This is a genomic window from Klebsiella sp. BIGb0138, assembly GCF_004342285.1.
In the GTDB taxonomy this organism is placed as follows: Bacteria; Pseudomonadota; Gammaproteobacteria; order Enterobacterales; family Enterobacteriaceae; genus Klebsiella.
Genome location: NZ_SMCV01000020.1, coordinates 1 through 18,030 on the forward strand (window position 1 = coordinate 1; position 18,030 = coordinate 18,030).

At 52.2% G+C, this 18,030-nt stretch carries 12 protein-coding genes, 4 tRNA genes and 1 pseudogene; 15 read left to right on the forward strand and 2 right to left on the reverse strand.

Annotation, left to right across the window (positions count from 1 at the left end):
* Positions 1-141 precede the first annotated feature (141 nt).
* Both murB and birA read left to right on the forward strand, forming a co-directional pair.
* Positions 142-1,170, forward strand: coding sequence for a UDP-N-acetylmuramate dehydrogenase (murB, locus tag EDF73_RS26720; protein WP_132731981.1), 1,029 nt, complete (start codon positions 142-144; stop codon positions 1,168-1,170).
* Positions 1,167-2,129: a bifunctional biotin--[acetyl-CoA-carboxylase] ligase/biotin operon repressor BirA gene (gene birA, locus EDF73_RS26725; protein ID WP_132731958.1), complete on the forward strand. Its 963-nt coding sequence runs from the start codon at positions 1,167-1,169 to the stop codon at positions 2,127-2,129. Before murB ends, birA begins: the two co-directional genes overlap by 4 nt.
* Before the next feature lie 45 nt (positions 2,130-2,174).
* Here the strand turns inward: birA and coaA are convergent, their stop codons facing one another.
* Both coaA and EDF73_RS28040 read right to left on the reverse strand, forming a co-directional pair.
* On the reverse strand, positions 2,175-3,125 hold the full coding sequence (coaA, locus tag EDF73_RS26730) for a type I pantothenate kinase (protein WP_132731959.1): 951 nt from the start codon (positions 3,123-3,125) through the stop codon (positions 2,175-2,177).
* Between the two features lie 415 nt (positions 3,126-3,540).
* Positions 3,541-3,621 (reverse strand): annotated as a pseudogene (locus EDF73_RS28040) (hypothetical protein); the annotation flags it as partial.
* A gap of 37 nt (positions 3,622-3,658) precedes the next feature.
* Here EDF73_RS28040 and EDF73_RS26740 point away from each other — a divergent pair.
* The 13 genes from EDF73_RS26740 to rpoC all read left to right on the forward strand — a co-directional run bounded on the left by EDF73_RS26740 (position 3,659) and on the right by rpoC (position 17,736).
* Positions 3,659-3,734, forward strand: a tRNA-Thr gene (locus EDF73_RS26740).
* Positions 3,735-3,744: 10 nt separating this feature from the next.
* A tRNA-Tyr gene (locus tag EDF73_RS26745) sits at positions 3,745-3,829 on the forward strand.
* A gap of 119 nt (positions 3,830-3,948) precedes the next feature.
* Positions 3,949-4,023: transfer RNA gene (locus tag EDF73_RS26750), tRNA-Gly, on the forward strand.
* 5 nt (positions 4,024-4,028) lie between these two features.
* Positions 4,029-4,104, forward strand: a tRNA-Thr gene (locus EDF73_RS26755).
* A 115-nt stretch (positions 4,105-4,219) separates the two neighbouring features.
* Positions 4,220-5,404 (forward strand): elongation factor Tu, encoded by a 1,185-nt coding sequence (gene tuf / locus EDF73_RS26760; protein WP_132731961.1) that lies wholly within the window; start codon positions 4,220-4,222, stop codon positions 5,402-5,404.
* Between the two features lie 229 nt (positions 5,405-5,633).
* On the forward strand, positions 5,634-6,017 hold the full coding sequence (gene secE / locus EDF73_RS26770; RefSeq protein WP_132731962.1) for a preprotein translocase subunit SecE: 384 nt from the start codon (positions 5,634-5,636) through the stop codon (positions 6,015-6,017).
* 1 nt (position 6,018) lies between these two features.
* On the forward strand, positions 6,019-6,564 hold the full coding sequence (nusG, locus tag EDF73_RS26775) for a transcription termination/antitermination protein NusG (protein WP_002438628.1): 546 nt from the start codon (positions 6,019-6,021) through the stop codon (positions 6,562-6,564).
* A gap of 153 nt (positions 6,565-6,717) precedes the next feature.
* On the forward strand, positions 6,718-7,146 hold the full coding sequence (gene rplK, locus EDF73_RS26780; protein ID WP_004097640.1) for a 50S ribosomal protein L11: 429 nt from the start codon (positions 6,718-6,720) through the stop codon (positions 7,144-7,146).
* 3 nt (positions 7,147-7,149) lie between these two features.
* Positions 7,150-7,854 (forward strand): 50S ribosomal protein L1, encoded by a 705-nt coding sequence (rplA, locus tag EDF73_RS26785; RefSeq protein WP_004118413.1) that lies wholly within the window; start codon positions 7,150-7,152, stop codon positions 7,852-7,854.
* Between the two features lie 299 nt (positions 7,855-8,153).
* Entirely contained in the window at positions 8,154-8,651 is a 498-nt protein-coding gene (gene rplJ, locus EDF73_RS26790; RefSeq protein ID WP_001207203.1) for a 50S ribosomal protein L10, read from the forward strand.
* Between the two features lie 66 nt (positions 8,652-8,717).
* Positions 8,718-9,083 carry a 50S ribosomal protein L7/L12 gene (rplL, locus tag EDF73_RS26795; RefSeq protein ID WP_004118416.1) on the forward strand — a complete coding sequence of 122 codons (366 nt, stop codon included), beginning with the start codon at positions 8,718-8,720 and terminating at the stop codon, positions 9,081-9,083.
* 324 nt (positions 9,084-9,407) lie between these two features.
* A complete protein-coding gene (gene rpoB / locus EDF73_RS26800) occupies positions 9,408-13,436 on the forward strand; it encodes a DNA-directed RNA polymerase subunit beta (RefSeq protein ID WP_132731963.1) in 4,029 nt (1,342 codons plus the stop codon).
* A 76-nt stretch (positions 13,437-13,512) separates the two neighbouring features.
* On the forward strand, positions 13,513-17,736 hold the full coding sequence (gene rpoC, locus EDF73_RS26805; protein ID WP_132731964.1) for a DNA-directed RNA polymerase subunit beta': 4,224 nt from the start codon (positions 13,513-13,515) through the stop codon (positions 17,734-17,736).
* The last annotated feature ends 294 nt before the right edge of the window (positions 17,737-18,030 follow it).

An 18,030-nucleotide genomic window follows, 5' to 3' on the forward strand; every position in this document is an offset into this window, starting at 1 on the left:
AGTAAGAAGCCCATCCTCGCGGATGGGCTTTTTGCGTTTTGGGCCAATGGAAATCTGACCGTTCCCGCACAGTCGCATTCAGGCAAGCCTTCCCCCATCATATACGGTAAACTAGTGCTGATTTTGCATCAGGAAGCCACTATGAATCATTCCCTCAAACCCTGGAATACCTTTGGCATAGACCGTACCGCCAAAGCGATTGTACGTGCAGAAAATGAACAGCAGCTGCTGTCTGCCTGGCGAAAAGCCACAGCAGAAGATTGGCCTGCTTTGATCCTCGGCGAAGGAAGCAACGTGCTCTTCCTGGAGGATTACGCCGGTGCGGTGATTATCAACCGTATTATGGGAATTGAGGTTACCGAAACGCCTGATGCCTGGCATTTGCATGTGGGAGCAGGAGAAAACTGGCATCAACTGGTGCAGTTTACGCTGGATAATGACATGCCCGGTCTGGAAAACCTCGCGCTGATCCCGGGTTGTGCCGGCTCTTCGCCTATTCAGAATATTGGTGCTTATGGCGTTGAATTACAACGTGTTTGTCAATATGTCGATTGCATAGAGCTGGCCACGGGACATAAACAACGCCTCCCTGCCAGCGAATGCCGTTTTGGCTACCGTGACAGTATTTTTAAACATGAATATCAGGATCGCTATGCCATTGTCGCCGTAGGGCTCAGGCTGGAAAAGGTCTGGCAGCCGGTTTTAACCTATGGTGACCTGACCCGCCTTGACCCGCAAACCGTCACCCCACGCCAGGTATTTGATGCAGTTTGCCATATGCGAATGACTAAGCTTCCCGATCCTAAGGTAAATGGTAATGCGGGCAGTTTCTTTAAAAATCCGCTCATCAGCGCAGAGAAAGGGCAAGCGCTGCTGGCTGAATTCCCGAATGCGCCGTATTACCCACAGGCGGATGGCAATATCAAACTCGCTGCGGGATGGCTTATCGACCAATGCCAGCTTAAAGGCAAAACCATCGGTGGGGCAGCGGTACACCGCCAGCAGGCTCTGGTATTAATCAACGACGACCATGCAACCAGCGAAGATGTGATTCAGCTGGCTCATCACGTCCGTCAGCAGGTAGGCGAGAAATTCCATGTCTGGCTACAGCCGGAAGTCCGCTTTATTGGCGCAACTGGTGAAGTCGATGCAGAGGAGACTATTGCATGAGAGATAATACGGTCCCCCTGACGTTAATCGCCATTTTAGCTGACGGCGAATTTCATTCCGGGGAGCAGTTAGGCGAACATCTGGGGATGAGCCGGGCGGCAATCAATAAGCACATTCAGACTTTGCGCGACTGGGGAGTTGACGTCTTTACCGTTCCTGGTAAGGGTTACAGTCTGCCCGAGCCGATCCAGCTACTGGATGAAAAGCGAATTGCCGCGCAGATCGAAAGTGGTCGCGTGACGGTACTCCCGGTCATTGACTCGACTAACCAGTATCTGCTGGATCGGATCAACGAGCTGCAATCTGGCGATGCCTGTGTGGCCGAGTATCAACAGGCTGGTCGCGGCCGGCGTGGACGTAAGTGGTTTTCGCCATTTGGGGCCAACCTCTATCTCTCCATGTACTGGCGACTGGAGCAGGGGCCCGCCGCGGCGGTTGGGCTGAGTCTGGTCATTGGGATTGTCATCGCTGAAGTTCTCCAGAGCCTGGGTGCGGATAAGGTCCGGGTGAAGTGGCCGAATGACCTTTATCTGCAGGATCGTAAACTGTCGGGCATTCTGGTCGAGCTGACAGGGAAAACCGGCGATGCGGCGCAGATCGTCAGCGGTGCCGGGATTAACCTGGCCATGCGGCACGTGGAGTCCGAAGTGGTGAATCAGGGGTGGATTAGCTTGCAGGAAGCTGGCGTTTCCATCGATCGTAATACGTTGGCCGCGCGCCTGATTAAAGAGCTCCGTGCCGGTCTTCAGCTCTTCGAGCAGGAAGGGCTGGCGCCTTACCTTGCACGCTGGGAAAAATTAGATAATTTCCTCAATCGTCCGGTGAAACTTATTATTGGAGATAAGGAGATCTTTGGTATTTCCCGTGGTATTGATACCCAAGGCGCATTATTGCTCGACCAGGATGGCGTGATTAAGCCGTGGGTGGGCGGTGAAATATCATTACGCGGTGCAGAATAAATGAGGAAAGGGAGCCAAAGCTCCCTTTTTTTATATTCACAATGTCTATTTTCGTAACCGAACCTGATCCACTGAGTGATTCGCACTTTTCGTCATGATAAGACTGGCTCGCTCGCGGGTTGGAAGGATATTTTCTTTAAGATTCAGTAGGTTGATTTCATTCCATAATGAGGTGGCGATGTTCACAGCCTCATCTTTAGACAGCTTTGCATAATTATGGAAATAAGAGTCCGGATCGGTGAATGCCCCTTCCCGGAATTTTAAAAAACGGTTGATATACCATGTTTTCAACATTTCCTCTGGCGCATCGACATATATAGAAAAATCAACAAAGTCAGAAACAAATACATGGTGTGGGTCATGCGGATAATCCATCCCGCTTTGTAATACATTCAATCCTTCGAGAATTAAAATGTCCGGCTGGGCGACCGTTTTATCGCCATCGGGGATCACATCGTAAATAAGATGCGAATAGACCGGGGCAGTTGCATTCGGAATACCGGATTTCAGATCGGAGACGAACTTGACCAGCCGGTGCATATCATAAGATTGCGGAAACCCTTTCTTCTTCATCAGCCCGCGTTCTTTCAATACGGCATTAGGATGTAAGAAGCCATCGGTCGTTATCAATTCAACATGACGATGTTCCGGCCAGCGGCTGAGCAGCGCCTGCAATACGCGTGCGGTCGTACTTTTGCCTACCGCAACGCTGCCAGCGATACTGATGATATAGGGAATGCGTTGACCGTTAGTTCCGAGGAATTGTTCAAGTACGGCCTGGCGGCGCAAGTTAGAACTGATATAGAAGTTAAGCAAACGCGACAGCGGCAAATAGATCTCTGCGACTTCTTCAAGGGAAAGATCTTCGTTGATGCCTTTTAACCGCGTGATTTCTTCCTCTGTTAGCGTCATCGGAACGGAATCACGAAGTGCAGCCCATTGGTTGCGGTTAAATTGTAGATAGGGTGTCATTAACGTCTGCTCTTTTTTGCTCATAAGCATGTTCTTAGCATCGCCAAATCGAACGGCGCGAGGGATGCTTCACACAAGTTAATCAGGACAATGGGCAGGAGGGTAACACCAGATTGCGAGGAATAATAAGAAAAAAACTCATTGAATGACGCTTTCTAATGCAGGCATCACAAGAGTGAGGTTTGAGGGCAACGGCGTATAAAGAAGATGTTGCGGCCGCAGCTGGCGGGCGTCAATACCGCTAATGTCTATCGGGATAACCGGCGGCGACGCGTCTGAAGCAAACTGGTGAGACCTTTTCCAGCGCACAGAAAGTGCAATGAGGGTGTTGCAGCGTCGGGGGGAACGCCAATACCGGCCAAAAATGCCTGCCTCTGGCAAAATACGGCCTGTTGAAGATCGATTTGTGACACGCGGAACGTCGGTTTTTTGTTCTTCTCTGTTTGAAATTACACCGTTTTTCCTTGTTTGAGCACAAAATATGAGCGATGGAACATTTTATGCAATTTTTTAGTTGCATGAACTCGCAGGTCTCCCTAAAATGCGCGCTACTTGATGCCGACTTAGCTCAGTAGGTAGAGCAACTGACTTGTAATCAGTAGGTCACCAGTTCGATTCCGGTAGTCGGCACCATCAAGTGCCTGGTGGGGTTCCCGAGCGGCCAAAGGGAGCAGACTGTAAATCTGCCGTCATCGACTTCGAAGGTTCGAATCCTTCCCCCACCACCATCTTTCGGCAACGCTTTGCGAAGCCAGAGTTGCTTGGTTAAACTAATCAACTCAAACAGAAAAAGAGATGAATCTCTTTTTTTTGTTATAGAAAGAACTGGGTAGCCGAGTTTCAGGATGCGGGCATCGTATAATGGCTATTACCTCAGCCTTCCAAGCTGATGATGCGGGTTCGATTCCCGCTGCCCGCTCCAGACGTGCTGATATGGCTCAGTTGGTAGAGCGCACCCTTGGTAAGGGTGAGGTCCCCAGTTCGACTCTGGGTATCAGCACCACTTCTTTATCTCTCCTTCCCTGTTTCTCTCTGTTTATTGCATTCAACAAGTCGGGCATGTTGCCCGGTTGATGTGGTGATATCACCGATTTATCCGTGTCTTAGAGGGACAATCGATGTCTAAAGAAAAGTTTGAACGTACAAAACCGCACGTTAACGTCGGTACTATCGGCCACGTTGACCATGGTAAAACAACGCTGACTGCTGCAATCACTACCGTTCTGGCTAAAACCTACGGTGGTTCTGCTCGCGCATTCGACCAGATCGATAACGCGCCGGAAGAAAAAGCTCGTGGTATCACCATCAACACTTCCCACGTTGAATACGACACCCCGACTCGCCACTACGCACACGTAGACTGCCCGGGCCACGCCGACTATGTTAAAAACATGATCACCGGTGCTGCTCAGATGGATGGCGCGATCCTGGTTGTTGCTGCGACTGACGGCCCGATGCCGCAGACCCGTGAGCACATCCTGCTGGGTCGTCAGGTAGGCGTTCCGTACATCATCGTGTTCCTGAACAAATGCGACATGGTTGATGACGAAGAGCTGCTGGAACTGGTTGAGATGGAAGTTCGTGAACTGCTGTCTCAGTACGATTTCCCGGGCGACGACACTCCGATCGTTCGTGGTTCCGCTCTGAAAGCGCTGGAAGGCGAAGCAGACTGGGAAGCGAAAATCATCGAGCTGGCTGGCTACCTGGATTCCTACATCCCGGAACCAGAGCGTGCGATTGACAAGCCGTTCCTGCTGCCGATCGAAGACGTATTCTCCATCTCCGGTCGTGGTACCGTTGTTACCGGTCGTGTAGAGCGCGGTATCATCAAAGTGGGTGAAGAAGTTGAAATCGTTGGTATCAAAGATACTGCGAAATCTACCTGTACCGGCGTTGAAATGTTCCGCAAACTGCTGGACGAAGGCCGTGCGGGTGAGAACGTTGGTGTTCTGCTGCGTGGTATCAAACGTGAAGAAATCGAACGTGGTCAGGTACTGGCTAAGCCGGGTTCCATCAAGCCGCACACCAAATTCGAATCTGAAGTTTATATCCTGTCCAAAGACGAAGGCGGCCGTCATACTCCGTTCTTCAAAGGCTACCGTCCGCAGTTCTACTTCCGTACAACTGACGTGACTGGCACCATCGAACTGCCGGAAGGCGTAGAGATGGTCATGCCGGGCGACAACATCAAAATGGTTGTTACCCTGATTCACCCGATTGCGATGGACGATGGTCTGCGTTTCGCAATCCGTGAAGGCGGCCGTACCGTTGGCGCGGGCGTGGTAGCAAAAGTTCTCGGCTAATCGCTGATAACATTTGACGCAATGCGCAATAAAAGGGCATCATTTGATGCCCTTTTTGCACGCTTTCGAACCAGAACCTGGCTCATCAGTGATTTTTTTTGCCATAATCATTGCTGAGACAGGCTCTGTAGAGGGCGTTAAGTCCGAAACGCAGCAGAGCATTTCGGTTTGGTTGCCTCGCTCTCGCGGGGCAAAATTATTTGTCTGAATTCTTGTGACAGGTTGGTTTATGAGTGCGAATACCGAAGCTCAAGGGAGCGGGCGCGGCCTGGAAGCGATGAAGTGGGTGATCGTTGCTGTGCTGCTGATTGTGGCCATCGTAGGCAACTTCCTTTATCGTGACATTATGCTGGCGGTGCGTGCGCTGGCCGTAGTGATTCTGATCGCTGCTGCCGGTGGCGTCGCGCTGTTAACCACTAAAGGTAAGGCGACCGTCGCCTTCGCCCGCGAAGCGAGAACCGAAGTCCGCAAGGTTATCTGGCCAACTCGCCAGGAAACGCTGCACACCACGCTGATTGTTGCTGCGGTTACTGCGGTAATGTCACTGATCCTGTGGGGACTGGATGGTATTCTGGTTCGCCTGGTATCCTTTATCACTGGCCTGAGGTTCTGAGATGTCTGAAGCTCCTAAAAAACGTTGGTACGTCGTTCAGGCGTTTTCCGGTTTTGAAGGTCGCGTAGCTACCTCGTTGCGTGAACATATCAAATTACACAATATGGAAGAGTTGTTTGGCGAAGTCATGGTGCCGACCGAAGAAGTGGTCGAGATCCGTGGTGGCCAGCGCCGCAAGAGCGAGCGCAAATTCTTCCCGGGTTACGTTCTGGTCCAGATGGTAATGAACGATGCAAGCTGGCACCTGGTGCGCAGCGTACCGCGCGTGATGGGCTTTATCGGCGGTACTTCTGACCGTCCGGCACCGATCAGCGATAAAGAAGTTGATGCGATCATGAATCGCCTGCAGCAGGTTGGCGATAAGCCGCGCCCGAAAACACTGTTCGAGCCGGGTGAAATGGTACGCGTTAGCGATGGTCCGTTCGCTGACTTTAACGGCGTGGTTGAAGAAGTTGACTACGAGAAGTCTCGTCTGAAGGTCTCTGTTTCCATCTTCGGCCGTGCTACTCCGGTTGAACTGGACTTTGCCCAGGTAGAGAAAGCCTAACCGGCGATCAAAAAAGCAGCGATTTAATCGTTGCATGAGGCGCGAAATTGACATACAATTTCGCGCCTTTTGTTTTTATGGGTCCGATTCCCATAAAACGATATTTATCACGGGGAGCCTTTTCAGGCGCTACACCCAAACGAGGAAATTTAAATGGCTAAGAAAGTACAAGCCTACGTCAAGCTGCAGGTTGCAGCTGGTATGGCAAACCCGAGTCCGCCGGTTGGTCCAGCACTGGGTCAGCAGGGTGTGAACATCATGGAATTCTGCAAAGCGTTCAACGCCAAAACTGAATCCCTGGAAAAAGGTCTGCCAATCCCGGTTGTTATTACCGTTTACGCTGACCGTTCTTTCACCTTCGTTACCAAAACTCCGCCGGCAGCCGTTCTGCTGAAAAAAGCGGCTGGTATCAAGTCTGGTTCCGGTAAACCGAACAAAGACAAAGTAGGTAAAATTTCCCGCGCTCAGCTGCAGGAAATCGCGCAGACCAAAGCTGCCGACATGACTGGTTCCGACATTGAAGCGATGACTCGCTCCATTGAAGGTACTGCACGTTCCATGGGCCTGGTAGTGGAGGACTAAGAAATGGCTAAACTGACCAAGCGCATGTCCGTGATTCGTGACAAAGTTGATGCGACCAAACAGTACGACATCAACGAAGCCATCTCTCTGCTGAAAGAACTGGCTACTGCTAAGTTCGTTGAAAGCGTAGACGTTGCCGTTAACCTCGGCATCGACGCTCGTAAATCTGACCAGAACGTCCGTGGCGCGACTGTACTGCCGCACGGTACTGGCCGTTCCGTTCGCGTAGCCGTATTTGCCCAGGGCCCGAACGCTGAAGCTGCTAAAGCTGCAGGCGCCGAGCTGGTAGGTATGGAAGATCTGGCTGACCAGATCAAAAAAGGCGAAATGAACTTTGACGTTGTTATTGCTTCCCCGGATGCAATGCGCGTTGTTGGCCAGCTGGGCCAGGTTCTGGGTCCGCGCGGCCTGATGCCAAACCCGAAAGTGGGTACCGTTACTCCGAACGTTGCTGAAGCGGTTAAGAACGCTAAAGCAGGTCAGGTTCGTTATCGTAACGACAAAAACGGCATCATCCACACCACCATCGGTAAAGTGGACTTCGACGCTGACAAACTGAAAGAAAACCTGGAAGCTCTGCTGGTTGCGCTGAAAAAAGCAAAACCGACTCAGGCTAAAGGCGTGTACATCAAGAAAGTTAGCATCTCCACCACCATGGGTGCTGGCGTTGCCGTCGATCAAGCTGGTCTGAGCGCTTCTGCGAACTAAGATTAGCTTTACGTGGGCGGTGAATTTGTCTACAATTCTACCCCCACGTTTCTGCTAACCCCGGTTAGACAGATAAAAACAGATTTGTTCGTTGGAGCCTGGCCTATCCAGGCCTCCGTCGAAGACCGCAGGTGTTTCGTCAGAAACTTAATCCCCTGCGTAGACGGTGACAGAACGCTAAGATTATTTTTGGATACTCTTGCTTGTTTCTGCTCACCGTATTAAAGACGCTCTTTCGTTGGAAAGAGTGAAGTGAGTTCCAGAGCATAAGCTCTGGCAAACATCCAGGAGCAAAGCTAATGGCTTTAAATCTTCAAGACAAACAAGCGATTGTTGCTGAAGTCAGCGAAGTAGCCAAAGGTGCGCTGTCTGCAGTAGTTGCGGATTCCCGTGGCGTTACTGTTGATAAAATGACTGAACTGCGTAAAGCAGGTCGTGAAGCTGGCGTTTACATGCGTGTTGTTCGTAACACCCTGCTGCGCCGCGTCGTTGAAGGTACTCAGTTCGAGTGCCTGAAAGACACGTTTGTTGGTCCGACCCTGATTGCATACTCTATGGAACACCCGGGCGCTGCTGCTCGTCTGTTCAAAGAGTTCGCGAAAGCGAATGCAAAATTTGAGGTCAAAGCTGCAGCCTTTGAAGGTGAGCTGATCCCGGCGTCGCAAATCGACCGCCTGGCAACTCTGCCGACCTACGAAGAAGCAATTGCACGCCTGATGGCAACCATGAAAGAAGCTTCGGCTGGCAAACTGGTTCGCACTCTGGCTGCTGTACGCGATGCGAAAGAAGCTGCTTAATCGCAGTTATCTTTATAAAGCGCTCGCTTACGTATAAACTTATTCTGATATTCAGGAACAATTTAAATGTCTATCACTAAAGATCAAATCATTGAAGCAGTATCCGCTATGTCCGTAATGGACGTTGTTGAGCTGATCTCTGCAATGGAAGAAAAATTCGGTGTTTCCGCTGCTGCTGCTGTCGCTGTAGCTGCTGGCCCGGCTGAAGCTGCTGAAGAAAAAACTGAATTCGACGTAATTCTGAAAGCTGCTGGCGCTAACAAAGTTGCTGTCATCAAAGCAGTACGTAGCGCAACTGGCCTGGGTCTGAAAGAAGCTAAAGACCTGGTAGAATCTGCACCGGCTGCACTGAAAGAAGGCATCAGCAAAGACGACGCTGAAGCTCTGAAAAAATCTCTGGAAGAAGCTGGCGCTGAAGTTGAAGTCAAATAAGCCAACCCTTCCGGTTGCAGCCTGAGAAATCAGGCTGAGGCTGGTGACTTTTTGGTCACCAGCCTTTTTGCGCTGTAAGGCACCAGTAGCGTTTCACGCTGTTTGACTACTGGTTTGTCTTTCAATGCTTGTTTCTATAGACGACTTAATATACTGCGACAGGTTAGGGTTCCTGAGCTGTGTAAATCGCAACGAAATGGTTTAAGCGTGATAGAAACAGGCATTGCGGAAAGTGTTCCATTTTCCGGTCCACAAAATAGTGTTGCATAAAAAACTGCCTTATTTAGGCAGACGGGTCGACTTGTCAGCGAGCTGAGGAACCCTATGGTTTACTCCTATACCGAGAAAAAACGTATTCGTAAGGATTTTGGTAAACGTCCACAAGTTCTGGACATACCTTATCTCCTTTCCATCCAGCTTGACTCGTTTCAGAAGTTTATCGAGCAAGATCCTGAAGGGCAGTACGGTCTGGAAGCTGCTTTCCGTTCCGTGTTCCCGATTAAAAGCTACAGCGGTAACTCTGAGCTGCAATACGTCAGCTACCGTCTGGGCGAACCTGTTTTTGATGTTAAAGAATGTCAGATCCGTGGCGTGACCTATTCGGCACCGCTGCGCGTTAAGCTGCGTCTGGTGATCTACGAGCGCGAAGCGCCGGAAGGCACAGTAAAAGACATTAAAGAACAAGAAGTCTACATGGGCGAAATTCCGCTCATGACCGACAACGGTACCTTTGTTATCAACGGTACCGAGCGTGTTATCGTTTCTCAGCTGCACCGTAGCCCGGGCGTCTTCTTTGACTCTGACAAAGGTAAGACTCACTCTTCCGGTAAGGTCCTGTATAACGCACGTATTATTCCTTACCGCGGTTCCTGGCTGGACTTCGAGTTCGATCCGAAAGACAACCTGTTTGTCCGTATCGACCGTCGTCGTAAGCTGCCGGCTACCATCATCCTGCGCGCGCTGAATTACACCACTGAGCAGATCCTTGACCTGTTCTTCGAGAAAGTGGTCTTTGAAATTCGCGACAACAAGCTGCAGATGGAACTGGTACCGGAGCGTCTGCGCGGCGAGACGGCCTCCTTCGACATCGAAGCTAACGGCAAAGTCTACGTCGAAAAAGCCCGTCGTATTACCGCTCGCCATATCCGTCAGCTGGAAAAAGACGATATCAAGCATATCGAAGTTCCGGTTGAATATATCGCGGGCAAAGTTGCTGCCAAAGATTATATCGATGAAGCAACCGGCGAACTGATCTGCCCGGCGAACATGGAGCTGAGCCTGGATCTGCTGGCTAAACTGAGCCAGTCTGGTCACAAGCGCATCGAAACGCTGTTCACCAACGATCTGGACCACGGTCCGTATATTTCTGAAACGGTTCGCGTCGACCCAACTAACGATCGTCTGAGCGCGCTGGTAGAAATCTACCGCATGATGCGCCCGGGTGAGCCGCCGACTCGCGAAGCGGCAGAAAGCCTGTTTGAGAACCTGTTCTTCTCCGAAGACCGCTACGATCTGTCCGCGGTAGGTCGTATGAAGTTCAACCGTTCTCTGCTGCGCGACGAAATCGAAGGTTCCGGTATCCTGAGCAAAGACGACATCATCGAAGTGATGAAGAAGCTCATCGATATCCGTAACGGCAAAGGCGAAGTCGATGATATCGACCACCTCGGCAACCGTCGTATCCGTTCCGTTGGCGAAATGGCGGAAAACCAGTTCCGCGTTGGCCTGGTACGTGTAGAGCGTGCGGTTAAAGAGCGTCTGTCTCTGGGCGATCTCGATACCCTGATGCCTCAGGATATGATCAACGCCAAACCGATTTCTGCTGCGGTGAAAGAGTTCTTTGGTTCCAGCCAGCTGTCACAGTTTATGGACCAGAACAACCCGCTGTCTGAGATTACGCACAAACGTCGTATCTCCGCACTCGGCCCGGGCGGTCTGACCCGTGAACGCGCAGGCTTTGAAGTTCGAGACGTACACCCGACTCACTACGGTCGCGTATGTCCAATCGAAACGCCTGAAGGTCCGAACATCGGTCTGATCAACTCCCTGTCCGTGTACGCACAGACTAACGAATACGGCTTCCTCGAGACTCCGTATCGTAAAGTGACCGACGGTGTTGTGACTGACGAAATTCACTACCTGTCTGCTATCGAAGAAGGCAACTACGTTATCGCTCAGGCGAACTCCAACCTCGATGACGAAGGCCACTTTGTAGAAGATCTGGTGACCTGCCGTAGCAAAGGCGAATCCAGCTTGTTCAGCCGTGACCAGGTTGACTACATGGACGTTTCCACCCAGCAGGTGGTTTCCGTCGGTGCGTCCCTGATCCCGTTCCTGGAACACGATGACGCCAACCGTGCATTGATGGGTGCGAACATGCAACGTCAGGCGGTTCCGACTCTGCGCGCTGATAAGCCGCTGGTTGGTACCGGTATGGAACGTGCTGTTGCCGTCGACTCCGGTGTTACCGCAGTGGCTAAACGTGGCGGCCTGGTTCAGTACGTGGATGCTTCCCGTATCGTTATCAAAGTTAACGAAGACGAGATGTACCCGGGCGAAGCCGGTATCGACATCTATAACCTGACCAAGTACACCCGTTCTAACCAGAACACCTGCATCAACCAGATGCCTTGCGTGTCCCTGGGTGAGCCAATTGAGCGCGGCGACGTGCTGGCAGACGGTCCGTCCACCGACCTCGGTGAACTGGCGCTCGGTCAGAACATGCGCGTAGCGTTCATGCCGTGGAACGGCTACAACTTCGAAGACTCCATCCTCGTCTCCGAACGTGTGGTGCAGGAAGATCGTTTCACCACGATTCACATCCAGGAGCTGGCGTGTGTGTCCCGTGACACCAAGCTGGGGCCGGAAGAGATCACCGCTGATATCCCGAACGTGGGTGAAGCTGCGCTCTCCAAACTGGACGAATCCGGTATCGTGTACATTGGTGCAGAAGTGACCGGCGGCGACATTCTGGTTGGTAAGGTGACCCCGAAAGGCGAAACCCAGCTGACGCCAGAAGAGAAACTGCTGCGTGCGATCTTCGGCGAGAAAGCGTCTGACGTTAAAGACTCTTCTCTGCGTGTACCAAACGGTGTCTCCGGTACCGTTATCGACGTTCAGGTCTTCACCCGCGATGGCGTGGAAAAAGACAAGCGCGCGCTGGAAATCGAAGAAATGCAGCTGAAGCAGGCCAAGAAAGACCTGTCTGAAGAACTGCAGATCCTCGAAGCTGGCCTGTTTGGTCGTATCTACGCGGTGCTGGTTGCCGGTGGCGTTGAAGCTGAGAAGCTCGACAAACTGCCGCGCGATCGCTGGCTGGAACTGGGCCTGACCGACGAAGAGAAACAAAATCAGCTGGAACAGCTGGCTGAGCAGTACGACGAACTGAAACACGAGTTCGAGAAAAAACTCGAAGCGAAGCGCCGTAAAATCACTCAGGGCGACGATCTGGCACCGGGCGTGCTGAAGATTGTTAAAGTATATCTGGCCGTTAAACGTCAGATTCAGCCTGGTGACAAAATGGCAGGTCGTCACGGTAACAAGGGTGTTATTTCTAAGATCAACCCGATCGAAGATATGCCTTACGATGAAAACGGCACGCCGGTAGACATCGTACTGAACCCGCTGGGCGTACCATCTCGTATGAACATCGGTCAGATTCTGGAAACCCACCTGGGTATGGCTGCGAAGGGCATCGGTGAGAAAATCAACGCGATGCTCAAACAGCAGCAGGAAGTCGCCAAACTGCGCGAGTTCATCCAGAAAGCGTATGACCTGGGTACAGATGTTCGTCAGAAGGTAGATCTGAATACCTTCACCGATGATGAAGTTCTGCGTCTTGCGGAAAACCTGAAAAAAGGTATGCCGATCGCCACGCCGGTATTCGACGGGGCGAAAGAGTCTGAAATCAAGGAACTGTTACAGCTGGGCGGCCTGCCGACTTCCGGTCAGATCACCCTGTTCGACGGTCGTACCGGTGAGCAATTCGAGCGCCAGGTTACCGTTGGCTATATGTACATGCTGAAACTGAACCACCTGGTTGATGACAAGATGCATGCGCGTTCTACCGGTTCTTACAGCCTGGTTACTCAGCAGCCGCTGGGTGGTAAGGCTCAGTTCGGTGGTCAGCGCTTCGGTGAGATGGAAGTGTGGGCGCTGGAAGCTTACGGCGCAGCATACACCCTGCAGGAAATGCTCACCGTTAAGTCTGATGACGTCAACGGTCGTACCAAGATGTATAAAAACATCGTGGACGGCAACCATCAGATGGAACCGGGCATGCCGGAATCCTTCAACGTACTGTTGAAAGAGATTCGCTCGCTGGGCATCAACATCGAACTGGAAGACGAGTAACTCTCGCTCAAACAGGTCACTGGTGCCGGGATAACACCCGGCGCCAGATTGTGCTAACTCCGACGGGAGCAAATCCGTGAAAGACTTATTAAAGTTTCTGAAAGCGCAAACTAAAACCGAAGAGTTTGATGCGATCAAAATTGCTCTGGCATCGCCAGACATGATCCGTTCATGGTCTTTTGGTGAAGTTAAAAAGCCGGAAACCATTAACTACCGTACGTTCAAACCAGAACGTGACGGCCTTTTCTGCGCGCGTATTTTCGGGCCAGTAAAAGACTACGAGTGCCTGTGCGGTAAGTACAAGCGCCTGAAACACCGTGGTGTGATTTGCGAGAAGTGCGGCGTTGAAGTGACCCAGACTAAAGTGCGTCGTGAGCGCATGGGCCACATCGAGCTGGCATCTCCGACTGCCCACATCTGGTTCCTGAAATCGCTGCCGTCCCGTATCGGCCTGCTGCTGGATATGCCGCTGCGTGATATCGAACGCGTTCTGTACTTCGAATCTTATGTTGTTATCGAAGGCGGGATGACCAACCTGGAACGTAACCAGATTCTGACTGAAGAGCAGTATCTGGACGCGCTGGAAGAGTTCGGTGACGAATTCGACGCCAAGATGGGTGCGGAAGCAATCCAGGCCCTGCTGAAGAGCATGGATCTGGAGCAGGAGTGCGAACAGCTGCGTGAAGAGCTGAACGAAACCAACTCCGAAACCAAGCGTAAAAAGCTGACCAAGCGTATCAAGCTGCTGGAAGCGTTCGTGCAGTCTGGCAACAAGCCGGAGTGGATGATCCTGACCGTTCTGCCGGTTCTGCCGCCAGATCTGCGTCCGCTGGTGCCGCTGGATGGTGGTCGTTTCGCGACTTCTGACCTGAACGATCTGTATCGTCGCGTCATTAACCGTAACAACCGTCTGAAACGTCTGCTGGATCTGGCTGCGCCGGATATCATCGTACGTAACGAAAAACGTATGCTGCAGGAAGCGGTAGATGCCCTGCTGGATAACGGCCGTCGCGGCCGTGCCATCACCGGCTCTAACAAACGTCCTCTGAAATCTTTGGCTGATATGATCAAAGGTAAGCAGGGTCGTTTCCGTCAGAACCTGCTCGGTAAGCGTGTTGACTACTCCGGTCGTTCTGTTATCACCGTAGGTCCATACCTGCGTCTGCATCAGTGCGGTCTGCCGAAGAAAATGGCCCTGGAGCTGTTCAAACCGTTCATCTACGGCAAGCTGGAACTGCGTGGCCTCGCCACCACCATCAAAGCCGCGAAGAAAATGGTTGAGCGTGAAGAAGCTGTCGTTTGGGATATCCTGGACGAAGTGATTCGCGAACACCCGGTACTGCTGAACCGTGCACCAACTCTGCACCGTTTGGGTATCCAGGCATTTGAGCCGGTACTGATCGAAGGTAAAGCTATCCAGCTGCACCCGCTGGTCTGTGCGGCCTATAACGCCGACTTCGATGGTGACCAGATGGCTGTTCACGTACCGCTGACGCTGGAAGCCCAGCTGGAAGCGCGTGCGCTGATGATGTCTACTAACAACATCCTGTCCCCGGCGAACGGCGAGCCAATCATCGTTCCGTCTCAGGACGTTGTACTGGGTCTGTACTACATGACCCGTGACTGTGTTAACGCCAAAGGCGAAGGCATGGTGCTGACTGGCCCGAAAGAAGCCGAGCGTATTTATCGCGCCGGTCTGGCCTCTCTGCATGCGCGCGTTAAAGTGCGTATCACTGAATACGAAAAAGATGAAAACGGCCAGTTCGTTGCGAAAACCAGCCTGAAAGACACGACCGTTGGCCGTGCGATTCTGTGGATGATCGTGCCGAAAGGTCTGCCGTTCTCTATCGTGAACCAGGCGCTGGGTAAGAAAGCCATCTCTAAGATGCTGAATACCTGCTACCGTATTCTGGGCCTGAAACCGACCGTTATTTTTGCGGACCAGACGATGTACACCGGCTTTGCTTATGCAGCGCGTTCAGGTGCATCCGTTGGTATCGATGACATGGTCATCCCGGAGAAAAAACACGAGATCATCAGCGAAGCGGAAGCTGAAGTTGCTGAGATCCAGGAACAGTTCCAGTCCGGTCTGGTTACCGCGGGCGAACGCTATAACAAAGTTATCGATATCTGGGCTGCGGCGAACGATCGTGTATCCAAAGCGATGATGGATAACCTGCAAACCGAAACCGTGATTAACCGTGACGGCGTAGAAGAGCAGCAGGTGTCCTTCAACAGCATCTACATGATGGCCGACTCCGGTGCGCGTGGTTCTGCGGCACAGATTCGTCAGCTGGCGGGTATGCGTGGTCTGATGGCGAAGCCGGATGGCTCCATCATCGAAACGCCGATCACCGCGAACTTCCGTGAAGGTCTGAACGTACTCCAGTACTTCATCTCGACCCACGGTGCGCGTAAAGGTCTGGCGGATACCGCACTGAAAACAGCGAACTCCGGTTACCTGACGCGTCGTCTGGTTGACGTTGCCCAGGACCTGGTCGTTACTGAAGACGACTGTGGCACTCTGGAAGGCATCACCATGACCCCGGTTATCGAGGGTGGCGATGTTAAAGAGCCGCTGCGCGATCGCGTACTGGGTCGTGTGACTGCTGAAGACGTTCTGAAGCCGGGTACGGCGGACATTCTGGTTCCACGCAACACGCTGCTGCACGAGCACTGGTGTGACCTGCTGGAAGAGAACTCCGTTGACTCCGTTAAAGTGCGTTCCGTTGTATCCTGCGACACCGACTTTGGTGTCTGTGCGCACTGCTACGGTCGTGACCTGGCGCGTGGCCACATCATCAACAAAGGTGAGGCTATCGGCGTTATCGCAGCACAGTCCATCGGTGAGCCGGGTACCCAGCTGACGATGCGTACGTTCCACATCGGTGGTGCGGCATCTCGTGCGGCTGCTGAATCCAGCATCCAGGTTAAGAACAAAGGTAGCATCAAGCTCAGCAACGCGAAGTCGGTTGTGAACTCTGCCGGTAAACTGGTAGTGACCTCCCGTAACACCGAGCTGAAGCTGATCGACGAATTCGGTCGTACTAAAGAAAGCTATAAAGTGCCTTACGGTGCTGTGATGGCGAAAGGCGATGGCGAGCAGGTTGCCGGCGGTGAAACCGTGGCAAACTGGGATCCGCACACCATGCCGGTTATCACTGAAGTTAGCGGTTTCATCCGCTTTACTGACATGATTGACGGCCAGACCATTACTCGTCAGACCGACGAGCTGACCGGTCTGTCTTCGCTGGTGGTTCTGGATTCTGCAGAACGTACCGCGGGTGGTAAAGATCTGCGTCCGGCACTGAAAATCGTTGATGCGAACGGTAACGACGTTCTGATCCCAGGCACCGATATGCCGGCTCAGTACTTCCTGCCGGGTAAAGCGATTGTTCAGCTGGAAGATGGCGTACAGATCAGCTCTGGTGACACCCTGGCGCGTATTCCGCAGGAATCCGGCGGTACCAAGGATATCACCGGTGGTCTGCCGCGCGTTGCGGACCTGTTCGAAGCACGTCGTCCGAAAGAGCCGGCAATCCTGGCGGAAATCAGCGGTATCATTTCCTTCGGTAAAGAAACCAAAGGCAAACGTCGTCTGGTTATCACACCGTTAGACGGTAGCGATCCGTACGAAGAGATGATTCCGAAATGGCGTCAGCTGAACGTGTTTGAAGGTGAACGTGTAGAGCGTGGTGATGTGGTTTCCGACGGTCCGGAAGCACCGCACGACATTCTGCGTCTTCGTGGCGTACACGCGGTAACGCGTTATATCACCAACGAAGTACAGGACGTTTACCGTCTGCAAGGCGTTAAGATTAACGATAAGCACATCGAAGTTATCGTTCGTCAGATGCTGCGTAAAGCGACCATCGAAAGCGCTGGTAGCTCCGACTTCCTGGAAGGCGAACAGGTTGAATACTCCCGCGTCAAGATTGCTAACCGCGATCTGGAAGCGAACGGCAAAGTGGCGGCAACTTACTCCCGCGACCTGCTGGGTATCACCAAAGCGTCTCTGGCAACCGAGTCGTTCATCTCTGCCGCATCGTTCCAGGAGACTACGCGTGTCCTGACCGAAGCAGCCGTTGCGGGCAAACGCGACGAACTGCGCGGCCTGAAAGAGAACGTTATCGTGGGTCGTCTGATCCCGGCGGGTACCGGTTATGCGTACCACCAGGATCGTATGCGCCGTCGCGCAGCGGGCGAACAGCCGGCTGCACCGCAGGTGAGCGTTGAAGAAGCTTCTGCTAACCTGGCAGAACTGCTGAACGCAGGCCTGGGCGGTTCCGACAACGATTAATCGTTGACGCTACGCTTAAAAAGCCGGTCAGGTTTCCTGATCGGCTTTTTTATTATCGGAAGCGCGCTAACAATATTCTGCCTGTCTCTCCATAATCAATTACATTCTATTAATATTTCCCCTTCAATTAAGCAGCAAACAATCTATATACAAAAGACCCGCCCCCTTTTTCTTAATACCCACACTTTTTGATGGGTAAAAATTCTACATGTATCAAAAAATCCATAAAACAAAGGCGATATAGTCAAAAAGTCCAATTAATCATGTGATTACTTTTCCTCTTTATCTTCGGTT